This window comes from Streptomyces sp. CB02058, from assembly GCF_001905505.1.
Classification (GTDB): Bacteria; Actinomycetota; Actinomycetes; order Streptomycetales; family Streptomycetaceae; genus Streptomyces.
Genome location: NZ_LIPG01000011.1, coordinates 48,949 through 68,964 on the forward strand (window position 1 = coordinate 48,949; position 20,016 = coordinate 68,964).

21 protein-coding genes are annotated in these 20,016 nt (G+C 71.7%); 8 read left to right on the plus strand and 13 right to left on the minus strand.

Annotation, left to right across the window (positions count from 1 at the left end; all coding sequences use genetic code 11):
• Position 1 precedes the first annotated feature (1 nt).
• The 4 genes from AMK10_RS36175 to AMK10_RS36190 all read right to left on the minus strand — a co-directional run bounded on the left by AMK10_RS36175 (position 2) and on the right by AMK10_RS36190 (position 4,385).
• Positions 2 to 514: a cobalamin B12-binding domain-containing protein gene (locus tag AMK10_RS36175; RefSeq protein WP_073753928.1), complete on the minus strand. Its 513-nt coding sequence runs from the start codon at positions 512 to 514 to the stop codon at positions 2 to 4.
• On the minus strand, positions 507 to 1,760 hold the full coding sequence (locus AMK10_RS36180; RefSeq protein ID WP_073753930.1) for a decarboxylase: 1,254 nt from the start codon (positions 1,758 to 1,760) through the stop codon (positions 507 to 509). The genes AMK10_RS36175 and AMK10_RS36180 overlap by 8 nt, the downstream gene beginning before the upstream one ends.
• Positions 1,757 to 3,319 (minus strand): AMP-binding protein, encoded by a 1,563-nt coding sequence (locus AMK10_RS36185; RefSeq protein WP_073753932.1) that lies wholly within the window; start codon positions 3,317 to 3,319, stop codon positions 1,757 to 1,759. Before AMK10_RS36185 ends, AMK10_RS36180 begins: the two co-directional genes overlap by 4 nt.
• A gap of 562 nt (positions 3,320 to 3,881) precedes the next feature.
• On the minus strand, positions 3,882 to 4,385 hold the full coding sequence (locus tag AMK10_RS36190) for a DinB family protein (RefSeq protein WP_073753996.1): 504 nt from the start codon (positions 4,383 to 4,385) through the stop codon (positions 3,882 to 3,884).
• A gap of 318 nt (positions 4,386 to 4,703) precedes the next feature.
• On the opposite strand from AMK10_RS36190, the gene AMK10_RS36195 reads away from it, so the two are divergent.
• Positions 4,704 to 5,327: a class I SAM-dependent methyltransferase gene (locus tag AMK10_RS36195; RefSeq protein ID WP_073753934.1), complete on the plus strand. Its 624-nt coding sequence runs from the start codon at positions 4,704 to 4,706 to the stop codon at positions 5,325 to 5,327.
• Between the two features lie 245 nt (positions 5,328 to 5,572).
• Here the strand turns inward: AMK10_RS36195 and AMK10_RS36200 are convergent, their stop codons facing one another.
• The 4 genes from AMK10_RS36200 to AMK10_RS36215 all read right to left on the minus strand — a co-directional run bounded on the left by AMK10_RS36200 (position 5,573) and on the right by AMK10_RS36215 (position 8,221).
• Entirely contained in the window at positions 5,573 to 5,917 is a 345-nt protein-coding gene (locus AMK10_RS36200; RefSeq protein WP_073753936.1) for a hypothetical protein, read from the minus strand.
• A 227-nt stretch (positions 5,918 to 6,144) separates the two neighbouring features.
• Positions 6,145 to 7,269, minus strand: coding sequence for an adenylate/guanylate cyclase domain-containing protein (locus AMK10_RS36205; RefSeq protein ID WP_073753938.1), 1,125 nt, complete (start codon positions 7,267 to 7,269; stop codon positions 6,145 to 6,147).
• The gene (locus AMK10_RS36210) at positions 7,266 to 7,694 is read right to left on the minus strand and encodes a universal stress protein (RefSeq protein ID WP_073753998.1); all 429 of its coding nucleotides are present in this window, start codon (positions 7,692 to 7,694) and stop codon (positions 7,266 to 7,268) included. The genes AMK10_RS36205 and AMK10_RS36210 overlap by 4 nt, the downstream gene beginning before the upstream one ends.
• Before the next feature lie 185 nt (positions 7,695 to 7,879).
• The gene (locus AMK10_RS36215; protein ID WP_073753940.1) at positions 7,880 to 8,221 is read right to left on the minus strand and encodes a hypothetical protein; all 342 of its coding nucleotides are present in this window, start codon (positions 8,219 to 8,221) and stop codon (positions 7,880 to 7,882) included.
• Positions 8,222 to 8,690: 469 nt separating this feature from the next.
• Here AMK10_RS36215 and AMK10_RS36220 point away from each other — a divergent pair, with 469 nt between their 5' ends.
• From AMK10_RS36220 to AMK10_RS36235, 4 genes are all read left to right on the plus strand, one after another.
• Positions 8,691 to 9,788, plus strand: coding sequence for a helix-turn-helix domain-containing protein (locus tag AMK10_RS36220; protein ID WP_073753942.1), 1,098 nt, complete (start codon positions 8,691 to 8,693; stop codon positions 9,786 to 9,788).
• Between the two features lie 312 nt (positions 9,789 to 10,100).
• The gene (locus AMK10_RS36225; RefSeq protein ID WP_073753944.1) at positions 10,101 to 11,360 is read left to right on the plus strand and encodes an SGNH/GDSL hydrolase family protein; all 1,260 of its coding nucleotides are present in this window, start codon (positions 10,101 to 10,103) and stop codon (positions 11,358 to 11,360) included.
• Between the two features lie 82 nt (positions 11,361 to 11,442).
• The gene (locus tag AMK10_RS36230) at positions 11,443 to 11,901 is read left to right on the plus strand and encodes a Rieske (2Fe-2S) protein (RefSeq protein WP_073753946.1); all 459 of its coding nucleotides are present in this window, start codon (positions 11,443 to 11,445) and stop codon (positions 11,899 to 11,901) included.
• Positions 11,902 to 11,989: 88 nt separating this feature from the next.
• On the plus strand, positions 11,990 to 12,460 hold the full coding sequence (locus AMK10_RS36235) for a pyridoxamine 5'-phosphate oxidase family protein (protein WP_107428574.1): 471 nt from the start codon (positions 11,990 to 11,992) through the stop codon (positions 12,458 to 12,460).
• A gap of 37 nt (positions 12,461 to 12,497) precedes the next feature.
• On the opposite strand, the gene AMK10_RS36240 is transcribed toward AMK10_RS36235, so the two are convergent.
• Positions 12,498 to 13,427, minus strand: a complete 930-nt coding sequence (locus AMK10_RS36240; protein ID WP_073753948.1) for a LysR family transcriptional regulator — start codon at positions 13,425 to 13,427, stop codon at positions 12,498 to 12,500.
• 73 nt (positions 13,428 to 13,500) lie between these two features.
• Between AMK10_RS36240 and AMK10_RS36245 the strand changes: the two genes are divergently transcribed.
• A complete protein-coding gene (locus tag AMK10_RS36245) occupies positions 13,501 to 14,496 on the plus strand; it encodes a DMT family transporter (RefSeq protein ID WP_198959868.1) in 996 nt (331 codons plus the stop codon).
• On the opposite strand, the gene AMK10_RS36250 is transcribed toward AMK10_RS36245, so the two are convergent.
• Positions 14,487 to 15,818 (minus strand): aminotransferase class I/II-fold pyridoxal phosphate-dependent enzyme, encoded by a 1,332-nt coding sequence (locus AMK10_RS36250; RefSeq protein WP_073753950.1) that lies wholly within the window; start codon positions 15,816 to 15,818, stop codon positions 14,487 to 14,489. The two genes, AMK10_RS36245 and AMK10_RS36250, sit on opposite strands and share 10 nt — an antisense overlap.
• Before the next feature lie 35 nt (positions 15,819 to 15,853).
• Here AMK10_RS36250 and AMK10_RS36255 point away from each other — a divergent pair, with 35 nt between their 5' ends.
• Positions 15,854 to 16,549 carry a pyridoxamine 5'-phosphate oxidase family protein gene (locus AMK10_RS36255; RefSeq protein ID WP_073753952.1) on the plus strand — a complete coding sequence of 232 codons (696 nt, stop codon included), beginning with the start codon at positions 15,854 to 15,856 and terminating at the stop codon, positions 16,547 to 16,549.
• 54 nt (positions 16,550 to 16,603) lie between these two features.
• Here the strand turns inward: AMK10_RS36255 and AMK10_RS36260 are convergent, their stop codons facing one another.
• The 3 genes from AMK10_RS36260 to AMK10_RS36270 all read right to left on the minus strand — a co-directional run bounded on the left by AMK10_RS36260 (position 16,604) and on the right by AMK10_RS36270 (position 19,069).
• Positions 16,604 to 17,632, minus strand: coding sequence for an EamA family transporter (locus AMK10_RS36260; protein WP_073753954.1), 1,029 nt, complete (start codon positions 17,630 to 17,632; stop codon positions 16,604 to 16,606).
• 67 nt (positions 17,633 to 17,699) lie between these two features.
• On the minus strand, positions 17,700 to 18,164 hold the full coding sequence (locus AMK10_RS36265) for a Clp protease N-terminal domain-containing protein (protein WP_073753956.1): 465 nt from the start codon (positions 18,162 to 18,164) through the stop codon (positions 17,700 to 17,702).
• A 302-nt stretch (positions 18,165 to 18,466) separates the two neighbouring features.
• Positions 18,467 to 19,069: a PadR family transcriptional regulator gene (locus tag AMK10_RS36270; RefSeq protein WP_073753958.1), complete on the minus strand. Its 603-nt coding sequence runs from the start codon at positions 19,067 to 19,069 to the stop codon at positions 18,467 to 18,469.
• 292 nt (positions 19,070 to 19,361) lie between these two features.
• On the opposite strand from AMK10_RS36270, the gene AMK10_RS36275 reads away from it, so the two are divergent.
• Positions 19,362 to 19,865, plus strand: coding sequence for a GNAT family N-acetyltransferase (locus tag AMK10_RS36275; protein ID WP_073753960.1), 504 nt, complete (start codon positions 19,362 to 19,364; stop codon positions 19,863 to 19,865).
• Positions 19,866 to 20,016 lie beyond the last annotated feature (151 nt).

The following is a 20,016-nucleotide window of genomic DNA, read 5'->3' on the forward strand; positions in this document are numbered from 1 at the left end:
TTCACGCGGTGATCCGGGGCCCGGGCAGGGCCCGGTTCCCGGCGGTCCGGGCGGAACTCTCCAGGACCTCGATGAAGGACCGGAAGGCGATCACGGGGTCGGCGTCGTCGGGGAACACGGCGTCGAAGCCGGCCTCGGTGAGCTGTTCGGAGAGCAGGTCGGCCTCGTCGGTGATGCCGAGCTTGCCGCCGATCACGGCGGGGGTCGCGGCGAGTTCGGGCTGCTCGCGCAGCCGTCGGATCATCCGCATCCCCTCCTGATGGCCGTGGCCGTTGACCGAGCTGACGACCAGCAGGTCGGGGGCGGTCTCCAGGCACTCCCGCACCAGCAGGTCGTCGGGGACGCACGGGCCCAGGTTGATCACCCGGTAGCCGAGCTCCTCGATGAGCAACTGGAGGTAGACCAGGTTCCAGGTGTGGGAGTCGGAGGCGACCGTGGTGACCACCACGGTGCCCTTGGAGCCCTGCGCGGGCAGCGCACGCTCGGCGGGGGCCACCGCCGTCCCGTCAGACATCCGCCGGCTCCTCTTCGCGGCTGCGGCGGACATGCTCGATGCGCGAGACGGAGACCACTCCGTCCCGGTCGAGGACGACTTCGGTGGGCGCCGGGCGTCCCAGGAACATCAGCAGGCTCGCTGTCGGCCCGTAGGCACCCGCGTTCGGCACGGTGACGATGTCGCCCTCGGTGAGCAGCGGCACCTCGACCTGCCGGCCGAGAAGATCGCCGGGGGTGCACAGGGGTCCTGCCAGGGTGGCGCGTTCGGTCTCGGCGCCGACGGCGACCTGGACCGTGACCGGCAGCAGCCGGCCGAGCCCCGACATCCCGCCGAAGCTGTTGATGCCGGTGTCCAGGATGACGAACTTCTGGCCGCGGCTGACCTTCACGTTGCTGACGCCCGCGACCAGCGTGCCGCTGTCACCGACCAGGTAACGGCCCGACTCGACGGCGACCTTGGGACTGCCCTCGCGCCAGGCGGGGAACGCCTCGTCCAGGGCCTCGGCGAGACCGGCGGCCAGGCCCGGGTAGCGGGCGCGTTCGCCGGCCGTGGCGTACGGGACGGAGAAGCCGCCGCCGATGTCCAGCAGCCGCAGGGGGATGCCGAGTTCCTCCTGGATGCGGGCCGCGGCGGTGATGGTGTGCCGGAACTCGCCGAGCAGCGCCTCCTCGTCGGCGGCGTTGCTCTGGGAGAACAGGTGCAGGCCGACGATGTCGGTTCCCGGCACGTCCCGCAGCTGCTCGGCGAGCTCGGGGACGGTCTCGCTGTCGATGCCGAACTGGGTGGGCTTGCCGGTCATCCGGATGCCCGTGCCGGCCGACCCCGTGGCGCTGTTGATGCGCAGCAGGCAGTCGGCGGTCACGCCGAGTTCGCAGGCGGCCCCGCCGATGTGCCGCAGGTCGCCCAGCGACTCGGCGGAGAACAGGCGTACGCCGCTCTCCAGGGCGGTACGCAGTTCCTCGTAGGTCTTTCCGGGGCCGGTGTAGAGGACGTCTCTACCCGCGTAGCCCGCTTCGAGAGCCGCCGCGAGTTCGCCGGTGGAGCTGATCTCGGCGCGGCAGGAGGGGCCGTCGCCCTCGCGCAGGGTACGGACGAGATCGACGTGCGGGTTGGCCTTGAAGGCGTAGTAGACCTCGAAGCCCTCCGGCAGGGACTGGAAGAGATCGTGGCGGGCGGCCCGTACCTTCTCCAGGTCGTAGACGTACAGGGGGGTGCCGTAACGTTTGGCCAGATCCTCCGGATCCGGACCGGTGGGGGCGTTCACTTGTCTCTCCCGTCGAGCAGCCTGGCCAGTTCCTGTCGGGCGTTCTTGCCGTGCTGGGTCAGCGGGAACTCGGTCAGCGCCCGGCAGATCGCCGGTATCTTGGCCGGCTCCAGACGGACCGTGAGTTCCTTGATGATGACCCTGGGGTCGAGTTCGGTCTCCACGAAGAGCGCGAGATCGTGCCGGTCGCCGGGCGGGACCGCCGCGGCGGCCCGGACACCGGGGATGTCCATGGCGGCGGCTTCAATCTCCAGCGTGCTCATCCGGAAGCCCTTGCGCTTGAACATGTCGTCGCGCCGGCCGCGGAAGTAGAGGTAGCCGTCCTCGTCGAGGTTGCCGTAGTCGCCGGTGTGCAGCCGCAGCTGCCCGGACTCGGCGTCGCGCCGGAAGGTCCGTGCGCTCAGTTCGGGTGCGCCCCAGTAGCCGGGCATGACGTGACCGCCCTCGGCCACGATCTCGCCGGTCTCGCCGGCCGGCACCGGACGGCCCTGTTCGTCCAGGATCAGGACCCGGGTTCCGGGCAGGGGCAGCCCGACCGCGTCGGGGCGCTCCTGGTCCTCCTCGGGGGGCATCACGGTGATCCGTTTGGCCTCGGTCTGGCCGTACTGGCGGACCACCCGTGTGCCGGGAAAGAGGTCCCGCAGCTCGGAGATCACCGAGGGCGGGAGCGCCGCGCCGGTGTTGGTGAACATCCGGACCAGGGGCAACTGACCTGCTGCGGCCCGGCGGCCCAGCTTGACGATCATGCTGGCGAGCGACGGCACGGTGGGGACCACGGTGGCCCCGACCTCGTGCATCCGTCGCAGCAGGAGCAGGTCCTCCGCGCGGTCCGCGAGCACGATCTCGCTGCCGACGGCGCAGCTCATCAGCACCTTGTAGAGGCCGTAGTCCCAGGACATCGGGAAGCGACAGAACACGACGTCGTCCGCGCGGTAGCCGAGGGAGCTCACCAGTGCCCGGGTGGCGAAGGTGACCTGGGCGTGCGGACAGATGACCGCCTTCGGTGCCGCGGTGCTCCCCGAGGTGTAGATGAGGGCTGCCGGGTCCTCGGACCGCAGCGGGACCGGGGCGGCGCGGACACCGCTCTCGCGCAGCGCGGCGATCTCCGGCCAGATGTCCTCGAACGTCGTGCGGGACACCGGACCGGCGGGGGCGTCGCCCTCGGCGGGGAGGGCGAGCTCGCCCGCGCGGGCCTCGCCGTCGTGGTCCGTGACGAACAGCGCGGGACGGCAGTTCGCCACTACGGACCGCAGGTGGAAGGGCTTCATCGCGGGGTTGAGCGGCACGAAGATGACTCCGCGGCGGGAGGCCCCGTAGAACATCGCCGCTAGTTCACGGCCCGTGGGCAGCTGGACGACGAGCCGGTCCCCGGCACCGAGTCCGCGCCGCTCCAGCCAGACGGCCACGGCGTGGCTCGCCTCGTCCAGTTCCGCGTAGCTCCACCTCTCGTCCGCGTCCCGGACAGCGGGTGCGTCGGGGGTGGTGGCTACGGCTTTGTCGAGCAGTTCATGGACGAACTCACCACCGGGGCCACCGGCCGCGTCCGCGGCTCCGCCCACTGCTGGTGTCTCGTCCGCACCTTCGGTATCCGTGGCAGTGCCCGCCGGCCGGCTGCCGCCCACGTGCGCATGGCTGTCCATTTCCAGACCCCGTCTCATAGCCCCGAAAACTGGCGACGGGCAAACCGTAGAGATATTCGAACCGCGCCCCACACCCCTAGCCGCCCTTAATCACCCCTGGGTAGCTGCGCCACGACGACGCCCGGTGGAACACCCGGTGCGAGGTGACCGCGGCGGACGGACACCGCGTCTTCGCAGGTGGCGGGGCAGCCGTGCGCGGCGATGTCTCCGACCGCCGTGCTCGGCCGGGGAGCCGCCGGCCGGCCCCGTGCCGGCCGTGTGCGCCGATGGCGGCCCCTGACATGACCCCCTCCGGATCACGCACGCCCCTTGTGAACACCACGAGAGCCTCACACCGAAGCCAATGGCCGAAGGTAACCGGACGGCACGCCCCCGCTCCGGCCGGGGCGTCGAACCCCGACGCCCGCAGGCGGACAAGGCGTCCGACGCCCCCCAAGGGAAGCCGGCCGCTGAGATCACTCCGGGACGAGCGACACCCGCGTCAGCGTCCGACCGAGCCGTCGATCTGTTCGCGCAGGATGTCCGCGTGCCCGGCGTGCCGGGCGGTCTCCTCGATCATGTGGACCAGCACCCAGCGCATCGACGGGGGCGGGGTCTCGCGGAGCGAGCGGGCGCCGGGGCGGTCCAGGTCGGTGCAGGCCAGAACGACCTCGTCGGCGCGGGCGATCGCCTCACGATAGGCGTCCGCCAGGTCCGACGCCGTCTCGTCGGCGGAGACGTCCCCCTCGTCGTCCCAGCACTCCCGGTCGGCGCCGGCATAGGCCCAGACGAACCAGTTGAGCTCGACAGCCGTCAGGTGCTTGATCAGCCGGAGCAGACTGGTCCCGGAGGGGACGCCGGCCGTGCGCACCGCGGGCTCCGGGACGCCGGCCGCCTTCGCGAGGACCGCTTCACGGAGGTAGTTCAGGAAGGTCAGCAGCGTGGTCTTCTCGTCGGTGTTCAGGCCGGGAGGCCGCAGGTCGGGGCGTGGCGCCGAAGTCGTCATGGCGGAACCGTAGGTGATCGGCTCCTGACCCGACAGCCGTATTCCTGCGGGCATTGGGCCCGTCCGACAGCGGTCCGTCCGTGGGGGCCCGGGCCGGTCCCCGGCGCACCGCGTGCGGTGCGCGGAGGACGTGCCGCCGGTCTCCGCCCACGCCCACCGGACCGGCTGCCGGGCAGCGTCCACGGCGACCGGGGCGGGAGGAGACCGGTGCGAGGGCGGCCCGTGGGGCCTGGGTGAGCCGGTCGCGCGGGCGGGAAGCCGGCTGGAGGGCGAAAAGAACTCGCCGCACGCAGAGCGAGGGCGCTACCGTCCCCGGCTGTGACTGTCGAAGATCCCAAGGGCCTGGTTCGGCGCGGCTATGACGCCTTGTCTCTGCGGTACGACGAGGCGTACGACTCCGACACGAAGTACCACCGCTGGGTCACCGACCTGAACGGACGTCTCGCAGCAGGCAGCAGAGTGCTGGATCTGGGCTGCGGCAGCGGAGTACCCGTGGTGCGTGACCTCACGGGAGCAGGTCACCGGGTCACCGGCGTCGACATCAGCGAGACACAGATCGACCGGGCTCGGACGCTGGTGCCGCAGGCCGACTTCATCAGGGCGGACGCGACCTCGGTGAACTTTCCCGTCGGGACGTTCGATGCCGTGGTGTCGCTGTATGCCCTGATTCACATTCCGCTGAAGGAACAGCCGCCGTTGCTGAGGAAGATCGCGTCGTGGCTCCGGCCCGGCGGCTGGTTCCTCTGCAGCACAGGGCAGCACGCGTGGACGGGCACGGACGAGAACTGGCTGGACAGCGGCGTCACGATGTGGTGGAGCCACGCGGATGCCGACACGAATCGGTCCTGGATCACCGGTGCGGGGCTGACAGTCGAACAGGAGGAACTCGTCCCCGAAGGGGACAGCGGACACGCGCTGTTCTGGGCACGGCGTCCGCTGTGACGGAGCGGACCGGCCTGCGCCGCCGGGCCGCGCTTCGGCCGTGAGGGGCCATGCGCACGGGCGCGTGGGCACAGGCGTTCCGTGGTGCAGGTTCTCCCTGCCCGAGTGCGATGCGGCAGCGTTCCACCTGTTCGGCTGCCGCCTGTTGCCTCGATCGTTGCTCAGCCCGGGAGCGGCCGGAGAGCCCGTCCGGGAACGGGCCACCCCGGCCTCCGGAGCGATCGGTCAGGTCAGGTCAGGTCAGGTCAGGTCAGCGGAGCCGGGGGCTGGGCACCGTAGAACGTGAGCGGGGGCCAGCCCTTGGACTCCGCGATCGCCGACAGCGCGTTGGCGATCTCCAGGGGAGTGATGTCCTGCGCCGACGGAAGGCCGTTGGGCCAGTCCACCCGGACGCTGAACGTCATCTCCATCATGAGGTCCGACTCGGCCATGCTGGCGCTGGTCTCGAACTTCGTACCCGGTGAGAACACCGCTGGCGTCTGGCTCGCGTGCGCGTCATCGGCAGCGGCGGTTCCGGCCGAGGCGAATACGGCCCCCGCGGCCGCCGTCCCCGAATATCCCAGCAGCGAACGTCTCGACATGTTCGACATGTGGCCCCCTCCTCCTGAAGATCTCCCGCGCTCAGCGGGAGCGAAAGCGATCATATGAAGGCTCCTCGGCGGAGGGGTGGCTTCCGGCGAATGGAGCGGAACCGGACCTGGAAGCACCCCGGTTCAGTGGTCGCGAGAGGCCCTGCGCGTGCTCCGCGCCCCGCGCGGTCACCCCCTTCCGGCTCTTCCTCCCGAGCGCCTGACCGGTTGGCCGGGCCGGGGGCGGGTCAGGTCCGTCTCCACGAGACCGCGCCCCGGCCGCCGCGCGACCGCAACAGCACCGGCCGCAGCCGGCTGTACCCCCGCACCGACACGGGTCGGAGCACTCTGAGTTCGTACGCCGCCGAGCCGGCCAGCTCGCCCGCGAGTGCTGTGTTGACGAGTACGGTGCCGGGGCGGGCCACCGCGGTGAGCCTGGCCGCGATGTTGACCGTGGCCCCGTACACATCACCGAACCGGCTGAGCATCGCCCCGTGTGCCACCCCGGTCCGCACCTGCGGCAACCCGTGTTCCGTCTCCGCCCGTGCGGTGAGCTCCAGGGCGGTGTCGGCCGCGTCGGGGGCGGACTCGCAGACGAAGAGGACCTCGTCACCGATGGTCTTCACCACCCTGCCCCCTCCCTCGGCGACCACATCACCCGTCAGGCTCTCGAACCGGTCGATGACCCGGACCAGTTCGGCACTGTCCAGCCCTCGGGTCATCCGGGTGTAGCCGACCATGTCGGTGAATCCCACCGCACGCTCGCGGACGTCGGCGGCCTCGTGCGGCGCGGCCGGAACCCCTTCCGCGGCGTATCCGTGCTCCCCCTCGCCCCGGACCTCCCCCTGTCCCCGTACCGCCCGCGCGTCCTCCTCCGTCTCCGCGAGGACGCGCTCGGCGTTCGCGGCAAGATGCCGGCGCCACACATGCCGTTGCAGCAGCTCCATCTCCGGTAGCAGAACCGCGGCCTGCTCCACCAGCGCCTGGCCGCCGGCGGCACCGGAGTCGCGGTTCAGCCAGGTCCAGAGAGTGTGCACCTGCCACTCCGCGAGCCGGGACAGGTGATGCCCCAGCGCCCGCGCCATCGCCGTCTCGTTCTCCTCGGTGATGAGACCCGCGCCGACGAGCCGCTCCCCCGCACGCAGCGCGTCGACATCGGCGTCGGTGAACACCCTCGCCTCGTCCTCCACCAGGGGAAATCCGAGCGCACGCCAGATCTGCGCGGTGCGCTCGGGACCCACTCCGGACCGTTCGCCGACGTCCCGCCTCGTCCAGAGGCGCTCGCCCCCGAGCAGCACGGCCTCGACGGCCTGTCGCAACTCCTCGGCCTCGGACGGGTCCTTCGCCCCGCCCGTCGCCCCCGACTCGCTCACGTGGTGTGGACGATCAGCACGTCGAGACCCGCTCTTCTGGCGATGTCCGCGGGGACGGAGCCGAGAATGCGTCCGGCGAGCGAGCGCAGGCCCCTGTTCCCCACCACCACGAGATCGGCCGAACACTCCCGGGCGACGGCCACGAGCGCGGGCACCGGCTCGTCCTCCACCGCGGTCGAGCGTATGGTCTCCGCCCCCTGGGCGCGGGCGCGCTCCGTGGCTGTCCGGAGGGTCTCCTCCGCCGGCGCCGAACCCACGACCTGATAGGCCTCGGCACCTAACTGATCCTGTGCCCTGGCGAGTTCGGTCCCGCTCATAGGCATGTACGCGCAGGCGATGACAAGTTCGGCCCCGCAGGCGGCAGCGAGGCGGGCCGCCCCCTCGACCGCGGAGTACGACGACTCCGAGCCGTCCGTGCCGACCATGACCGTCCGGTAGGCAACAGCCACGACAAACTCCTTACCAGAGAGTAAACTTACCGAGGAGTAAGGTAGGGCGGGCCGCATCCGCAGGGCAAGAGGGCGAACACGGTCGCCTGGGGCGGCAGACGCGCCCCTGGCACTCCCACCTCAGGCCCGGGATGCCCACCTCATGCGCGGGCACTCCCGCCTCACGGCGCGGTCCCTCCCTCCTCCTGATCCATGAGGTCGAGTTGGCGCACCCCGCTCTCCCAGCGCCGGCGGCGCGCCGGTGAGGACTGCTCCCACCACGGCGTGCCCCTCTCACCCAGGGCCACCTTCGCCGTGTGCACCCGCTTCCGCGCCCGGCCCTCGGCCTCCGTGTCGGCGGTGCGCCGTGCGGCGGCCACCGCGCGACGCCCCGCCATGAGGTGGTGCCGGAGGCGGGAGGCGACGTCCCCGGGGATCTCGGGGTCCGTCGCGCGCCACCGGCGGTGGCCGACGACCACGTAACGGCCGTCCGGGGTCCGCTCCGGGTCCGCAGGAGGATTCACCCGGCCGATGCTGCCCCGGGGCCCGGGCGGAGGACATCAGGACACGCGGCCTTTCACGGCCCGTCCTCGACGTCCGGCGCCCTTCGCATCCCGGCGTTCGTAGATCGCGTGCGGGCGGACGAGGACGTTGCAGAGGATGCCCCCGGCCTCCTGACAATGGTCCGGGAACATCGAGACTGTCTCCTTTTCGGCAGACCACCTCCGAACCGGAGGAGAACGAACTTCCTTTCCCCATGCGGTGAATGGACACCACCTGCCCGGGGGAACTGCCGGACCTCGTGGCTTTCTTCGGGCCCAGGTCGGGTACGGACCGGTGCTTTCGATCAAGCCGGGCTCGTGTGCCCCGCGGACGCGTCGGCTCCGCATGGCACGGGGCTCGACCCGGCGTGCCGCGATTGCCCAGACCCGCCCGGCTGGGCCATGCTGTTGCGACTGAGAGCAGAAGCTGAGCTCAACGGGGGAGAAAGCGATGCTCCGCATTCATTTCAGTGATGCCGACCTGGGCAGAACAAGGATTGCCGCCGCTCCTGATCCACTCTGGGAGATCGCATCGAGTCTGCACAGGTTTCAGTCGAGGAAAGGACGGTGGGCGTACGCAGGGTGGCACCGAACAGCGCGTCAGCAACTGCGGGAGAAGGGAATGGAGCGGCTACTGCGAGGCGTTCTCCTGCCGCTGTATCCAAGAGCCGCGTATTTTCCCGATTTTCTGACTCCGGTCCACGCGATAGACGGATTCGAGGCGGGCGTGGAGTCGATTCTGGCCACACCTCCCCAGCGCGTCCTGGAGGAGATCGCCATCCTCGACAGGACCGTCGGAGCACCGTCCTGGGCCGGGGAACTCGCCCGGCTGGAGGCGCGCAGGGAACTCGTCGGGATGCTGCGCGCGTACCACGAGGCCGTCGTGGTCCCGCACAAGGAACAGGCGCAGGCGCGGATCGAGGCCGAGCGGGCGGTGCGCTGCCGCGGCATCCTGGACGGCGGCGTGGAGGGCATGCTCACGGGGCTCGGACCCATGATGCGCTGGCGCCCTCCCGTCCTGGAGGTCGCCTACCCGAAGCAGGCCAGGGACCGGGACCTGCATCTGAACGGGCGCGGGATCACGCTGATCCCCTCGTACTTCAACTGGGGGGAGCCGGTCGCCTTCGCGGATCCCGAACTGCCGCCCGTGCTCTGGTATTCGCTGCTCCACGAGCGGGACGCACGACAGGCCGCACACGGCCCGGCGAGCGGCTTCGAGGCTCCGGGGAGACCTCTGACCGCCCTGCTCGGACGCACCCGTGCGGTCGCGCTGTACGCCGCGTCCTCGGGTGCCACGACGGGGGAGATCGCCCGCGCCGCCGGTGTCTCCGCCTCCTCCGCCAGCCGGCACGCCACCGCGCTGCGCGACGCGGGACTCATCACCAGCATCCGGAACGGGCCGACGGTCCTGCACACCCTCACGCATGTGGGGGCGTCCATGCTCCGCTCGGCCATGACTCCGGCGGGCAGGACGGGGCCGTCGGAAGATCCGGCGGGCGGAGGCGGAGACACCGGCGGCGCGGCCGGGGCCGGCCAGGGCAGGAGATGAGCTCTGGCCGGGTGGGACGGTGAGCCAGGTGCGCGCCTGCCGAGTCTTCCGGTGCATCCGTACGAGTGGGCCGCGCTCGCACGGATGCACCGGCGCTCCGGCTCGCGTCCCGGGGTGCGATGCTCACCGTTTCCGCCTGACTCGAACAACACCTTGTGCGCCCGGCCCGGGTCCGGTCTCATTCATCACGGCAGACCCACGCACCCCTCTCGCACCGTGACAACGTTGCCAGACTCCTGGGGCCGCCGCTGCGTCGCCGTACCGACCGCACTCACCCCGCACACCCCGTACCCGCCCCGAAGGAGCACACCGATGCGATTACGCCTTGCCTCCGCCGCCGCACGTACGACCCTCGCCGCCCTGAGCGCCCTGCTCCTCGCGCTCGTCGCCGTCCCGCAGCCAGCCTCCGCGCACGGTCCGGGCGCGAAGTGGGTCACCGCATGGGGTGCGAGCCAGGTGGCCGGCAGTGAGATCCCCTGGAGCAGCTGCCCCGCGGGAGCGGGCCTGCAGGACAAGACGGTCCGCAACGTGCTCTTCGTCAGCGCGGGCGGCGACAACGTCCGGGTCCGGCTCGCGAACACCTTCGGTACGCGGCCGGTGAGCGTAGGTCATGTCACCGTCGCTCTGCAGGAGTCCGGGGCCGCCGCGGTGCCCGGCACCCTGCGGACGCTGACCTTCGGCGGTCGCGCGCAGACCACGATCCCGGCCGGCGGGGACCTCTTCAGCGACCCCCTTCCGATGCGCCTTCGCGCCCTGTCCAGCCTGCTGGTCAGCGTGCATGTGGACGAGGCGACGGGCCCGGTCACCAACCATCCGTTCACCGCGCAGGGCAACTACCTCGCGGACGGGGACGCGACCCTCGGCACCTCGGGCGCCGGATACACGGACACCCCCTGCTGGATGCTGGTGAGCGGTGTCGATGTGCGCGCCGGTGCGCGTACGACCGGCACCGTGGTGACCTTCGGCGACTCCATCACCGACACCGCGAGCACCACGGGCAATGCCAACCAGCGCTACCCGGACCATCTCGCGCGCAGACTCCAGGGCGGGCACGGCCCGTCGCTCGCCGTCGTCAACGCTGGTCTGGGCGGCAACCGCCTCATCGCGGACCGGGACGGGGAGCCGTTCTACGGCCCGTCCGGTGTCTCGCGGGTGGAGCGGGACGCGCTCGGCCAGAGCGGTGTCCGGGCCGTGATCCTCCAGGAGGGCATCAACGACATCGGGTTCAGCGCCCCGGCCGAGGACATCATCGCCGGATACCGGGCGTTCATCGAGAAGGTCCACGCGAAGGGCGTTCCGGTGTACGGCGGGACCCTGCTGCCCTTCCAGGGGTCGTTCATCTGGACCCCGGAGCGCCAGGCGACCTGGACCGCGGTCAACGACTGGATACGGAACTCCGGCGCGTTCGACGGTGTGGTCGACTTCGCCGCGGCCACGGCGTCGGACGGCGACCCGCTGACGCTCGACCCCGCGTTCGACAGCGGTGACGGTCTGCACCCCAACGACGCGGGCACCCGGGCGATGGCCGAAGCCGTCGACCTCCGCATGCTGGTCGGCGGCCACCGGCGGTGAACCGGGTCCGCGGCTGAACGTCCGGCCGCTCGGCTCCGTATCCTCACCCGAGGTGTCGTACTCCGATGAAGGGATTGCACGCATGAGCGCATCGCAGGAGAGCCAGGTCCACTTCCGGCGCCGCACCGTCGTCGCGGCCGTCGGTGCGGTGGGCGTGGCCGCCGCTCTCACCGCGTGCGGCGGATCGCAGGACGACGCGGGGGGTTCGGACACGGTCCAGCCGGCCGAGGAGGGGGACGGCGCGAACGCCGGGGGCGCGGTCCTCGCGAAGACGGCCGACATCCCCGAGGGCGGCGGGGTGGTCTTCGCCGACCAGGGCGTCGTGGTGACCCAGCCCACCGCCGGCACGTTCAAGGCGTTCTCGTCGAAGTGCACCCACCAGGGCTGCGCCGTGAAGGGAATCGCCGACGGTGTCATCAACTGCCCGTGCCACAACAGTACGTTCGACGCGGCGACCGGTGAGGCCACGGGCGGTCCGGCGACCCTGCCGCTGCCGGAGAAGCAGATCCGGGTGGAGGGCGACTCCATCACTCTGGCGTGAGCCGCCACGGCCGGTCCGGGACCGTTGCGTGATCGCGGAAGAGGCTCCATGATTCCGGGAACCGGCCGAACAGCAGGAGAGGCGTCCCGTGACCGTTGCCCAGCGCCGTGGCCGTCGGATCATGATGACCGACGCGGAGCGGGACGCCTACCTCACCGAACAGCGCACCTGCCGGGTGGCCACGGTCTCCCCCGACGGCAGGCCGCATGTCGGCGCACTCTGGTTCGTCTGGGACGGCACGTCCCTCTGGCTGTACTCGCTGACCCGTAGCCTGCGCTGGTCCCAGCTCCGGAAGGACCCGAGGGTCGCCGTGGTGGTGGACGACGGAGCCGAGTACGGGGAACTGCGCGGGGTGGAGCTGTCGGGCGAGGTCTCCTTCGTCGGCGAGATCCCGCGCACGGGCGAGGAATGCCCCGAACTGGACCTGCCGGAGCGGACGTTCGCGTCGAAGTACTTCGCCCTCGACACCCTGCCGCACGACGCGCGGCACGGCTGGCTGCGCCTGACCCCCGAGGCGGTCACGTCCTGGGACTTCCGGAAGCTGGCCCAGGGCAGCTGAGCGGACTCCCCCGTACGGGCCCCTGCCGGGACAGGGGTCAGCGGGCCGGCTCGGGAGGCATCGGCTCGTGCAGGGCCCGCCCCGCGGCACGCAGTGCGGCCACGGCGGCCCTGATCGACGGCCTCCGGTCCGCGTCGGTGCGCCACACGGCGTGGACGTGGCGTCGCATCGGCTGCCGTACGGGCACCAGCCGCACCCCGTCCGGGACGGGCCCGCGCCCCAGCCGGGGTGCCACGCAGACGCCGAAACCGGCTGCGATCAGGGCGAGTTGGGTGTGATGCTCGCCCGCGAGGTGCGCGATGCGGGGCTCGATCCCCTTGGACCTCAGCGTGAACATCAGCCAGTCGTAACAGAATTCGCCCTCCGGCCAGGAGACCCAGTCGTCGTCCGCGAAGTCCTCGAGGTCGACCTCCGCCCGGTCGGCGAGCGGATGCCCGGCGGGCATGGCGATGTCCGGTGCGTCGTCGAGGAGTTCGGCCTTCGCCAGGCCGCCGGGGACCGGCAGCCGCTTGTTGCTCCATTCGAGGACCACGGCGAGGTCGGTGTCCCCGCGCAGCACGGCACGGATTCCCCTCTCGGGTTCCAGCTCCGTCGTGCGCGCCCGCAGTTCGGGATGGTCCGCGCGGAGCGTGGCGAGAGCGGCGGGGAACAGCCCCCGCGCGGCCGTCGGGAAGGCGGCGAGCCGGACCTCGCCCACCACCTGGCCGCGCTGCGCCTCGATGTCGGACTGCGCGATCTGCACCTGGGAGAGGATCTTCGCCGCGTGGTCGGCGAGCAGCCGGCCCGCGTCGGTGAGCCGGATGCCCCGGCCGTTCCTGGCCAGGAGCTGCTGGCCGACCTCGCGCTCCAGCTTGGCCATCTGCTGGGAGACGGCCGAAGTGGTGACATGGAGGCCGTCGGCCGCCCCGCTCACGGAGCCGTGGCGGGCCAGGGCATCCAGCGTCCGCAGGCGCTCCAGATTCAACATGTAAGCAATGCTACGCGAAGTCCTCCATGAAGTCTCACTTGTCCTACGCGATTGCTCTCGTCATGGTTGTCCCATGAGCGCTCCGTCAGCACCGAGAACCCTGCGGCCCCCGGCCGCCTCCCCGCACGCACCCCGCGCACCGCGACCCGCCCTGGACTGGCGGCTCCGCTTCGCGGCCCTGTCGCTCATCTGGGGGTTCAGCTTCCTGCTGATCAAGGTGGGCACCGACGGGTACGCCCCGTTCCAGGTGACCTTCGGCCGGCTGCTGTTCGGGACGGCCGTCCTCGCCGCGGCGATGGCGGTGCGCCGCGAGCGACTGCCGCGCTCGGGCCGCACCTGGGGTCATCTCTTCGTCGCCGCGTTCCTCCTCAACGCCCTGCCGTTCTCGCTCTTCGCGTACGCCGAGCTCACCATCCCGTCCACGCTCGCCGGGATCTGCAACGCGACCTCGCCGCTGTGGGGCATGGCGCTGTCCCTGGTGGCGCTCTCCGAGGACCGGCCCACCCGCCGCCGCGTCGCGGGACTGGGCCTGGGATTCATCGGCGTACTGACGGTGCTCGGCGCCTGGCAGGGATTCTCGGGGCTGGACGTCACCGGCACCACGATGGCCCTGCTCGCCTCGCTCAGCTATCCCGTCGGCTGGATCTACGTCCGCCGCACACTGGCGGGCTCCGATTCATCCACCCTGGCGCTAACGGCCAGTCAGCTTTTTCTCGGTACGGTGCAACTGGCCCTGGTACTGCCGGTGTTCACGTCGGTTCCGGAGCACTTCCCACTGCTCCCCGCGCTCGCCGTGGTCGCGCTCGGGGCACTCGGGACCGGGCTCGCGGTCCTGCTCCAGTACGGCCTCGTCGAGGAAGTCGGGCCCACGACGGCGCAGATGGTCACCTACTTCATCCCGGTCATCGCCACGGCCGCCGGAGTGTCCCTGCTCGGGGAGGAGTTGGCCTGGAACACCCCGGTGGGCGCACTGGTGGTCCTCGCCGGCGCCGCACTCACCCAGAGCCGGGCCCGAGGCCCGGCCGGAGCCTCGCGCCGTGTCACCGGCGGCCGGGCCGCTCAGCCGTAACTGACCGGCGTGGCGGGCCGCGCCGCCTCCGCCACCGCGTTCGCGAGCGGCTCGATGTCCGCGGCGGTGAGCGACGACACGGTCAGCCGCACCCCCTGCGGCGACGCCATCCGGAACCGCGCTCCCGGGGCCACCGCCCAGCCCGAGTGCAGCATCCTGGCCACCGCCCCGGTCTCGTCGCTCACGGGCACCCACACATTCATCCCGGTCCGCCCGTACGCCTCGACGCCCCGCTCCGCGAGCGCGCCCACGAGGGCATCCCTCCGCTCCCCGTACGACCGGGCGACCCGTGCCGTGTCGACGGCGCCCGAGGCCCACAGATGTGCCACGGCGCACTGGAGCAGTCCGCTGACCCAGCCGGGCCCGAGACGCTGACGCCCCGTCACCCGGTCCACGGTCAGCGCGTCCCCGGTGAGCACGGCGAGGCGCAGATCGGGGCCGTACGCCTTGGAGACGGAGCGCACGAAAGCCCAGTGCTCCGTGCCCCCGGCGAGGGGGTGCACCGGGAGGTCGACGATGGCGTGGCCGTGGTCGTCCTCGATCAGAAGCACTCCGGGGTGCCGGGAGAGGACCGCGCGAAGCTCCTCCGCCCTCCGCCTCCCCACCGTCGCGCCGGTCGGATTCTGCGCGCGGCAGGTGACCACGAGCGCTCTGGCCCCCGCGTCCAGGGCTCGCGCCACTTCCCCGGGCAGCGGCCCCTCCTCGTCCAGCGCCACCGGGACGGCGCGCATGCCGAGCGCCGGGACGAGGTCCAGCAGGGCGCCCCACCCCGGGTCCTCGATCGCCACCGCGTCACCGGGCTTGAGGTGCGCCGTGAGGACGCGCTCGATCGCGTCGAGCGATCCGGAAGCGGCCGCGACCGGCCCCGCGGGGACACCGTCGGCGTCCAGCCCGGCCCGTGCGAGCTCCGCGAGCCGGGGAACCACCGCCGCTTCGCCGTAGAGCCGCGGCCCCCGGGCATAGGCCCCGGCCGCCTCGGCCAGCGCATCGGTGAGGCCGGGCAGCAGGGCGGGATCGGGGTTGCCGTCGCCGAGATCCCGCACACCGGGCGGTGCCTCGACCCTGAGGGAGCCGCGCGACGTGCTCGCGGGGCGCGGGCGCACCCTGCTCCCCCGCCGGCCCGCCGTCTCGATCACTCCGCGCTCCCTCAGCGTGCGGTACGCGGCAGCCACCGTGTTCGGATTGACGCCGAGCAGAGTCGCCAACTCCCGCATGGGCGGCAGCACATGACCGGGCGGGAGGTCTCCCGACGCGACCCCGCGCTCCACACTCGCGGCAATGTCCGATGCGCGCCGCCCGCTGATCCGATACTCTCCTAGCACAAACATGATTATGCACTAGTGCAATGGAGTACGCAATGCCGGACACCGCCACGCCCGACAGCACCGGCCTCCCGGGGGCAGCCGCCTACGCGCCGACGGAGCGCACGGTCCCGACCCGCTCCAGGGAGCGCGCCTCGTACGACAAGGAGACGGTCCACTCGATACTCGACGAGGCCTACCTGTGCCACCTCGGCTTCGTCCGCGACGGCGCACCCGTCGTCCTGCCGACCCTCTTCGGCCGGGTCGGTGAGCGGCTGTACATCCACGGCTCCACGGGATCGCGCCCCTTGCGCGCGACGGGCGCGGCCGATCCCGGGCTCGCCGTCTGCCTCACGGTGACCCATGTCGACGGCCTCGTGCTGGCCCGTTCCGCCTTCCACCACTCGATGAACTACCGCTCGGTGGTGGTCCACGGCATCGCCCGTACGGTGACGGACCCCGAGGAGCGGCGCATCGCACTCGACGCCATCGTCGACCAGGTGGTGCCGGGCAGGTCGCAGGACTCACGGCCCGCCGACGCGAAGGAACTGGCGGCGACCGCGGTGATCCGCCTGGACCTCGACGAGGTATCCGCCAAGATTCGCACGGGCGGCCCGAACGACGCCCCCGAGGACCTCGCACTGCCGTACTGGGCGGGCGTGGTTCCGCTCGCGCGGAGTTACGGCGCGCCGGTGCCGTCCGCCGACCTGGACCCGGCGGTGCCGGTGCCGGACTACCTCGGCACCCTCTGACACCCGGCCGCCCGCGGTCCGCCGCGCGCCGACCGGCCCGGCGGGCCCTCGCCCCTACGGCGAGGGCGGACGCGAGGAGAGCTCACCGCCGGCCGGCGCGTGGGCTCCCGGCACCTCGGCCGCGAGCACGCCCGGACCCGATGCCACGGGTCCCGACGGCGGTCTGGGCGCGGAGGACTGCGCGATGAAGGCACCGATCAGCACCACTCCACCGCCCACGAGCTGCGGCGCGGAGAGGTGCTCACCCAGCAGCACCCAGGCGAGCACGGTCGCGATGACCGCCTCCAGGCAGGCGACGACCCCCGCGACCTGCGGCGAGAGCAGCCGCACCGAGACGACCCCGGTGGCATAGGCGAGCACGGTCGCGAGCAGCACGATCCAGCCGAGCAGCAGCCACGCGGGGACACTGTCCCCGTCCATGTCCGCGTGTCCGCCGAGCACCGCCCAGTCCATACCCCACGGCCTCGCGACGACGGTGAGCACGGCGGCACCCACCAGCAGTCCGTACGCGATCACGCCGACGGGGTGCGGCGGTTCGGCGTCCGGACCGTCCCCGTGCCCGGCACCCTGGTCCGACAGGACGAAGTAGCCGACCTGGCAGCACGCGGCACCCAGGGCGAGCAGCAGCCCGACCACGTCGAAGCTCAGCCCGGCCCACACCTCGACGACACAGGCGAGTCCGCCGACCGCGAGCACCACCCCTGCGGCGGCGGCGCGGGTGACGGGCCGCCGCTGCACGAAGCGGACCCAGAGGAGGACGAGCGCGGGCGCGAGGTATTCGATGAGCAGGGCGACACCCACCGGGATGCGCGAGATCGATGCGAAGTAGAAGGCCTGGACGCCTGCCACGGCGAACAGCCCGAAGCCGGCCAGCAGGACGGGCCGTTCCCGGACGAGATTCCGGTGCTTCCAGGCGACCGGAAGCATGACGAGAGCGGCGCCCGCCACGCGCAGCCACACCACATGGAGGGGGTCGAGCCCCGCCTCGATCAACGGCTTGGCCGCGACCCCTGAACCACCGAACGCGAAGGCCGAGACAAGGGCCAGGCCCAGACCGGCACTTCTCCCCTGAGACACGTGCATCGGCACATCATGGCAGCAGGCGTCAGCAGCGTCACCCCCGTCACACCTGTCCAGGGCGTGTTCATGATCACTGCAACGGGCTGCCCGTCGCGAGCCGGTCCGCCGCACGGACGGCCAGCCGCTCGGTCACCACACCCGCGCGCTCCAGCACCTCCACCGCCCGGGATCGGCGATCCGCCACCAGCGCCACGAGCAGATCGAGGCCGTCGGCATGGACCCGCCCACGCAGGACCGCACCCCGGACCGCGCGCTCCAGCGCCGCCGCGGCCGAGGGCGACCACCCCTCGCCACCGGGTTCACGTACGGCGGGGAACTCACCCGAATCCTCCTGGGTGCCCTGCCAGCGGAGGCCGTATCCGATGCTGCGCTGCACGAGATAGCCGAGCACCTTGGCGAGCTGCGGCCCGCCGTCGAAGACCTCCCGGACCTCGGGGTCCGACTCGACGAGGGAATGCAGCAGATGGGCGGTGTCGACATGGCGGTCACCGTCGCGCACGGCCCGCCGCCGCGCGCCGCCAGCCACCGCCGTCATGGCGTCACTCAGCCCGACACCGGCCCACGGCGGGTTGGATGGGGCCTGTTCGGGGATCCCCGACGTCCGGAATTGCACATCTCCACCCCATCAGCCCCGGGGAGCGAAAACATCCCCGCTACGGCGCATCCGGCATCCCGCGGAAGGCGGGCACAACAGAACGCCCCCTCATCCTTCCGGATGAGATCTCCCCCGAGGGGAAGGCGGTGGCGCACCCTGCGTCGCGCGCACACGGAAAGCGTGAAGGGCCCCGGGTCGAGGTCGACCGGGGCCCTTCACCAGCACTCGGCGAGCCGCACGGCTCAGTGCTCGTCGGCGAGGATCAGATACAGCTTCTTGCGGGCGTCGTTGATGACCGTGAGGGCCTTCTGCCGCTGGTCGGCCGAACCGGTCTTCCAGACCTGGCCGAACGCCTCCATCAGACCGAACCCGGCCTGCCGGATCTCGTTCATACCCTCCCAGTCGACACCGCGACCGGCTTCCTCCCACGGCGCCTCGGCGCCGGACTCGGCCTCCGTACGCCCCGCGTCGGTCAGCGTGAACAGCTTCTTGCCGCCCTCGCTGACGCTGACGATCAGACCCTCGTCCTCCAGCAGCTGGAGCGTGGGATACACCGAGCCGGGGCTGGGCCGCCAGGCCCCTCCGCTGCGCTCGCCGATCTCCTGGATCATCTCGTAACCGTGCATCGAGCGGTCCTTGAGCAGCGCGAGGATGGAGGCACGTACGTCACCGCGCCTGGCCCTTCCCCTTCCGCCTCCCCGGCCGCGGCCTCCGCCGCCACCGAAGGGTCCGCCACCGAAGGGCGGGCCGAACGGCCCGAACGCGGCCCGGCCGCCGTCGAAGTCTCCCCTGCCGGCGCCTCGGCGCCCAGGGCCGTACCCGTGATCGTGTCCATGTGAACGCATGACTGCGCTCCTTTCGTCATCGTGGTGACGCGACACTTGTCGTTGATCTGTCGCGATGCCTCAACGATATATCGGAAACTATCGCAAGGCAAGACCCGGCACGGGCAGTGAAGGGCGGGAGGAGTGCAGCGGCAGCCCGACCGAGCAGCCGTCGCCCTGCCGATCATCAAGTCCGTCGACCGAACAGGGGTCTCGATCCCGTGGTCGCGGGCCCGTCGGCATGACAGCAGAGCCTGCCGGCGTGCGGGGAATTCCGAGGGGGCGGACGGCCGCGCTGCTACGGTCGGGCACCATGAGCTGGCTTCCCGATGACTTCGTCCACCCCGTCCTGGTACCGCTGCCGGGCGGCGGTCATCATCTGCGGCCGATCCGGGAGGCGGACACCCCGCTCGACTATCCGGCCGTGATGGGGTCGCGCGAGCGGCTGTGGACCATCTTCGGCCCGGCCTGGGGCTGGCCCGCGGAGACCATGACCTACGAGGCCGACCGGGCCGACCTCTCGCGGCACGAGAAGGAGATCGCCGCGCACCAGTCCTTCAACTACGCGCTGTTCGACGCGGCGGAGACGGTTCTGCTCGGCTGTGTCTACATCGACCCGCCGGAGAGGGCCGGCGCGGACGGCGAGATCTCCTGGTGGGTGGTGGACGAGCTGGTGGGCGGCGAGGTCGAGCAGGCCCTCGACGCGCTGGTGCCGCGGTGGATCGCCGTCGACTGGCCGTTCGAGCAGCCGCGCTTCCTCGGCCGCGAGATCTCCTGGTCGGACTGGCTCGCCCTGCCGCAGCACCCCGGCACCTGAGTGGCCGCCGCCCGCACCGATCTCGAAGGCTGTCACACGATCCGGTGATCACGAGACCCTGACGACCACCAGCGAGGCGCTGCCAGTGGTCGATGAGCACGCGGATGAGCCGCCACCCGCCCCTGCCACGATCCCGTGGCCGGCACGGATC

Bases quoted from the DNA above. Each gene is read 5' to 3' on its own strand.
- AMK10_RS36175 (WP_073753928.1), bottom strand. From the start codon at position 514: ATGTCTGACGGGACGGCGGTGGCCCCCGCCGAGCGTGCGCTGCCCGCG.
- AMK10_RS36190 (WP_073753996.1), bottom strand. From the start codon at position 4,385: ATGACGACTTCGGCGCCACGCCCCGACCTGCGGCCTCCCGGCCTGAAC.
- AMK10_RS36200 (WP_073753936.1), bottom strand. From the start codon at position 5,917: ATGTCGAACATGTCGAGACGTTCGCTGCTGGGATATTCGGGGACGGCG.
- AMK10_RS36210 (WP_073753998.1), bottom strand. From the start codon at position 7,694: ATGGTCGGCACGGACGGCTCGGAGTCGTCGTACTCCGCGGTCGAGGGG.
- AMK10_RS36220 (WP_073753942.1), top strand. From the start codon at position 8,691: ATGCTCCGCATTCATTTCAGTGATGCCGACCTGGGCAGAACAAGGATT.
- AMK10_RS36225 (WP_073753944.1), top strand. From the start codon at position 10,101: ATGCGATTACGCCTTGCCTCCGCCGCCGCACGTACGACCCTCGCCGCC.
- AMK10_RS36230 (WP_073753946.1), top strand. From the start codon at position 11,443: ATGAGCGCATCGCAGGAGAGCCAGGTCCACTTCCGGCGCCGCACCGTC.
- AMK10_RS36240 (WP_073753948.1), bottom strand. From the start codon at position 13,427: ATGTTGAATCTGGAGCGCCTGCGGACGCTGGATGCCCTGGCCCGCCAC.
- AMK10_RS36245 (WP_198959868.1), top strand. From the start codon at position 13,501: ATGAGCGCTCCGTCAGCACCGAGAACCCTGCGGCCCCCGGCCGCCTCC.
- AMK10_RS36255 (WP_073753952.1), top strand. From the start codon at position 15,854: ATGCCGGACACCGCCACGCCCGACAGCACCGGCCTCCCGGGGGCAGCC.
- AMK10_RS36260 (WP_073753954.1), bottom strand. From the start codon at position 17,632: ATGCACGTGTCTCAGGGGAGAAGTGCCGGTCTGGGCCTGGCCCTTGTC.
- AMK10_RS36265 (WP_073753956.1), bottom strand. From the start codon at position 18,164: ATGACGGCGGTGGCTGGCGGCGCGCGGCGGCGGGCCGTGCGCGACGGT.
- AMK10_RS36270 (WP_073753958.1), bottom strand. From the start codon at position 19,069: ATGCGTTCACATGGACACGATCACGGGTACGGCCCTGGGCGCCGAGGC.
- AMK10_RS36275 (WP_073753960.1), top strand. From the start codon at position 19,362: ATGAGCTGGCTTCCCGATGACTTCGTCCACCCCGTCCTGGTACCGCTG.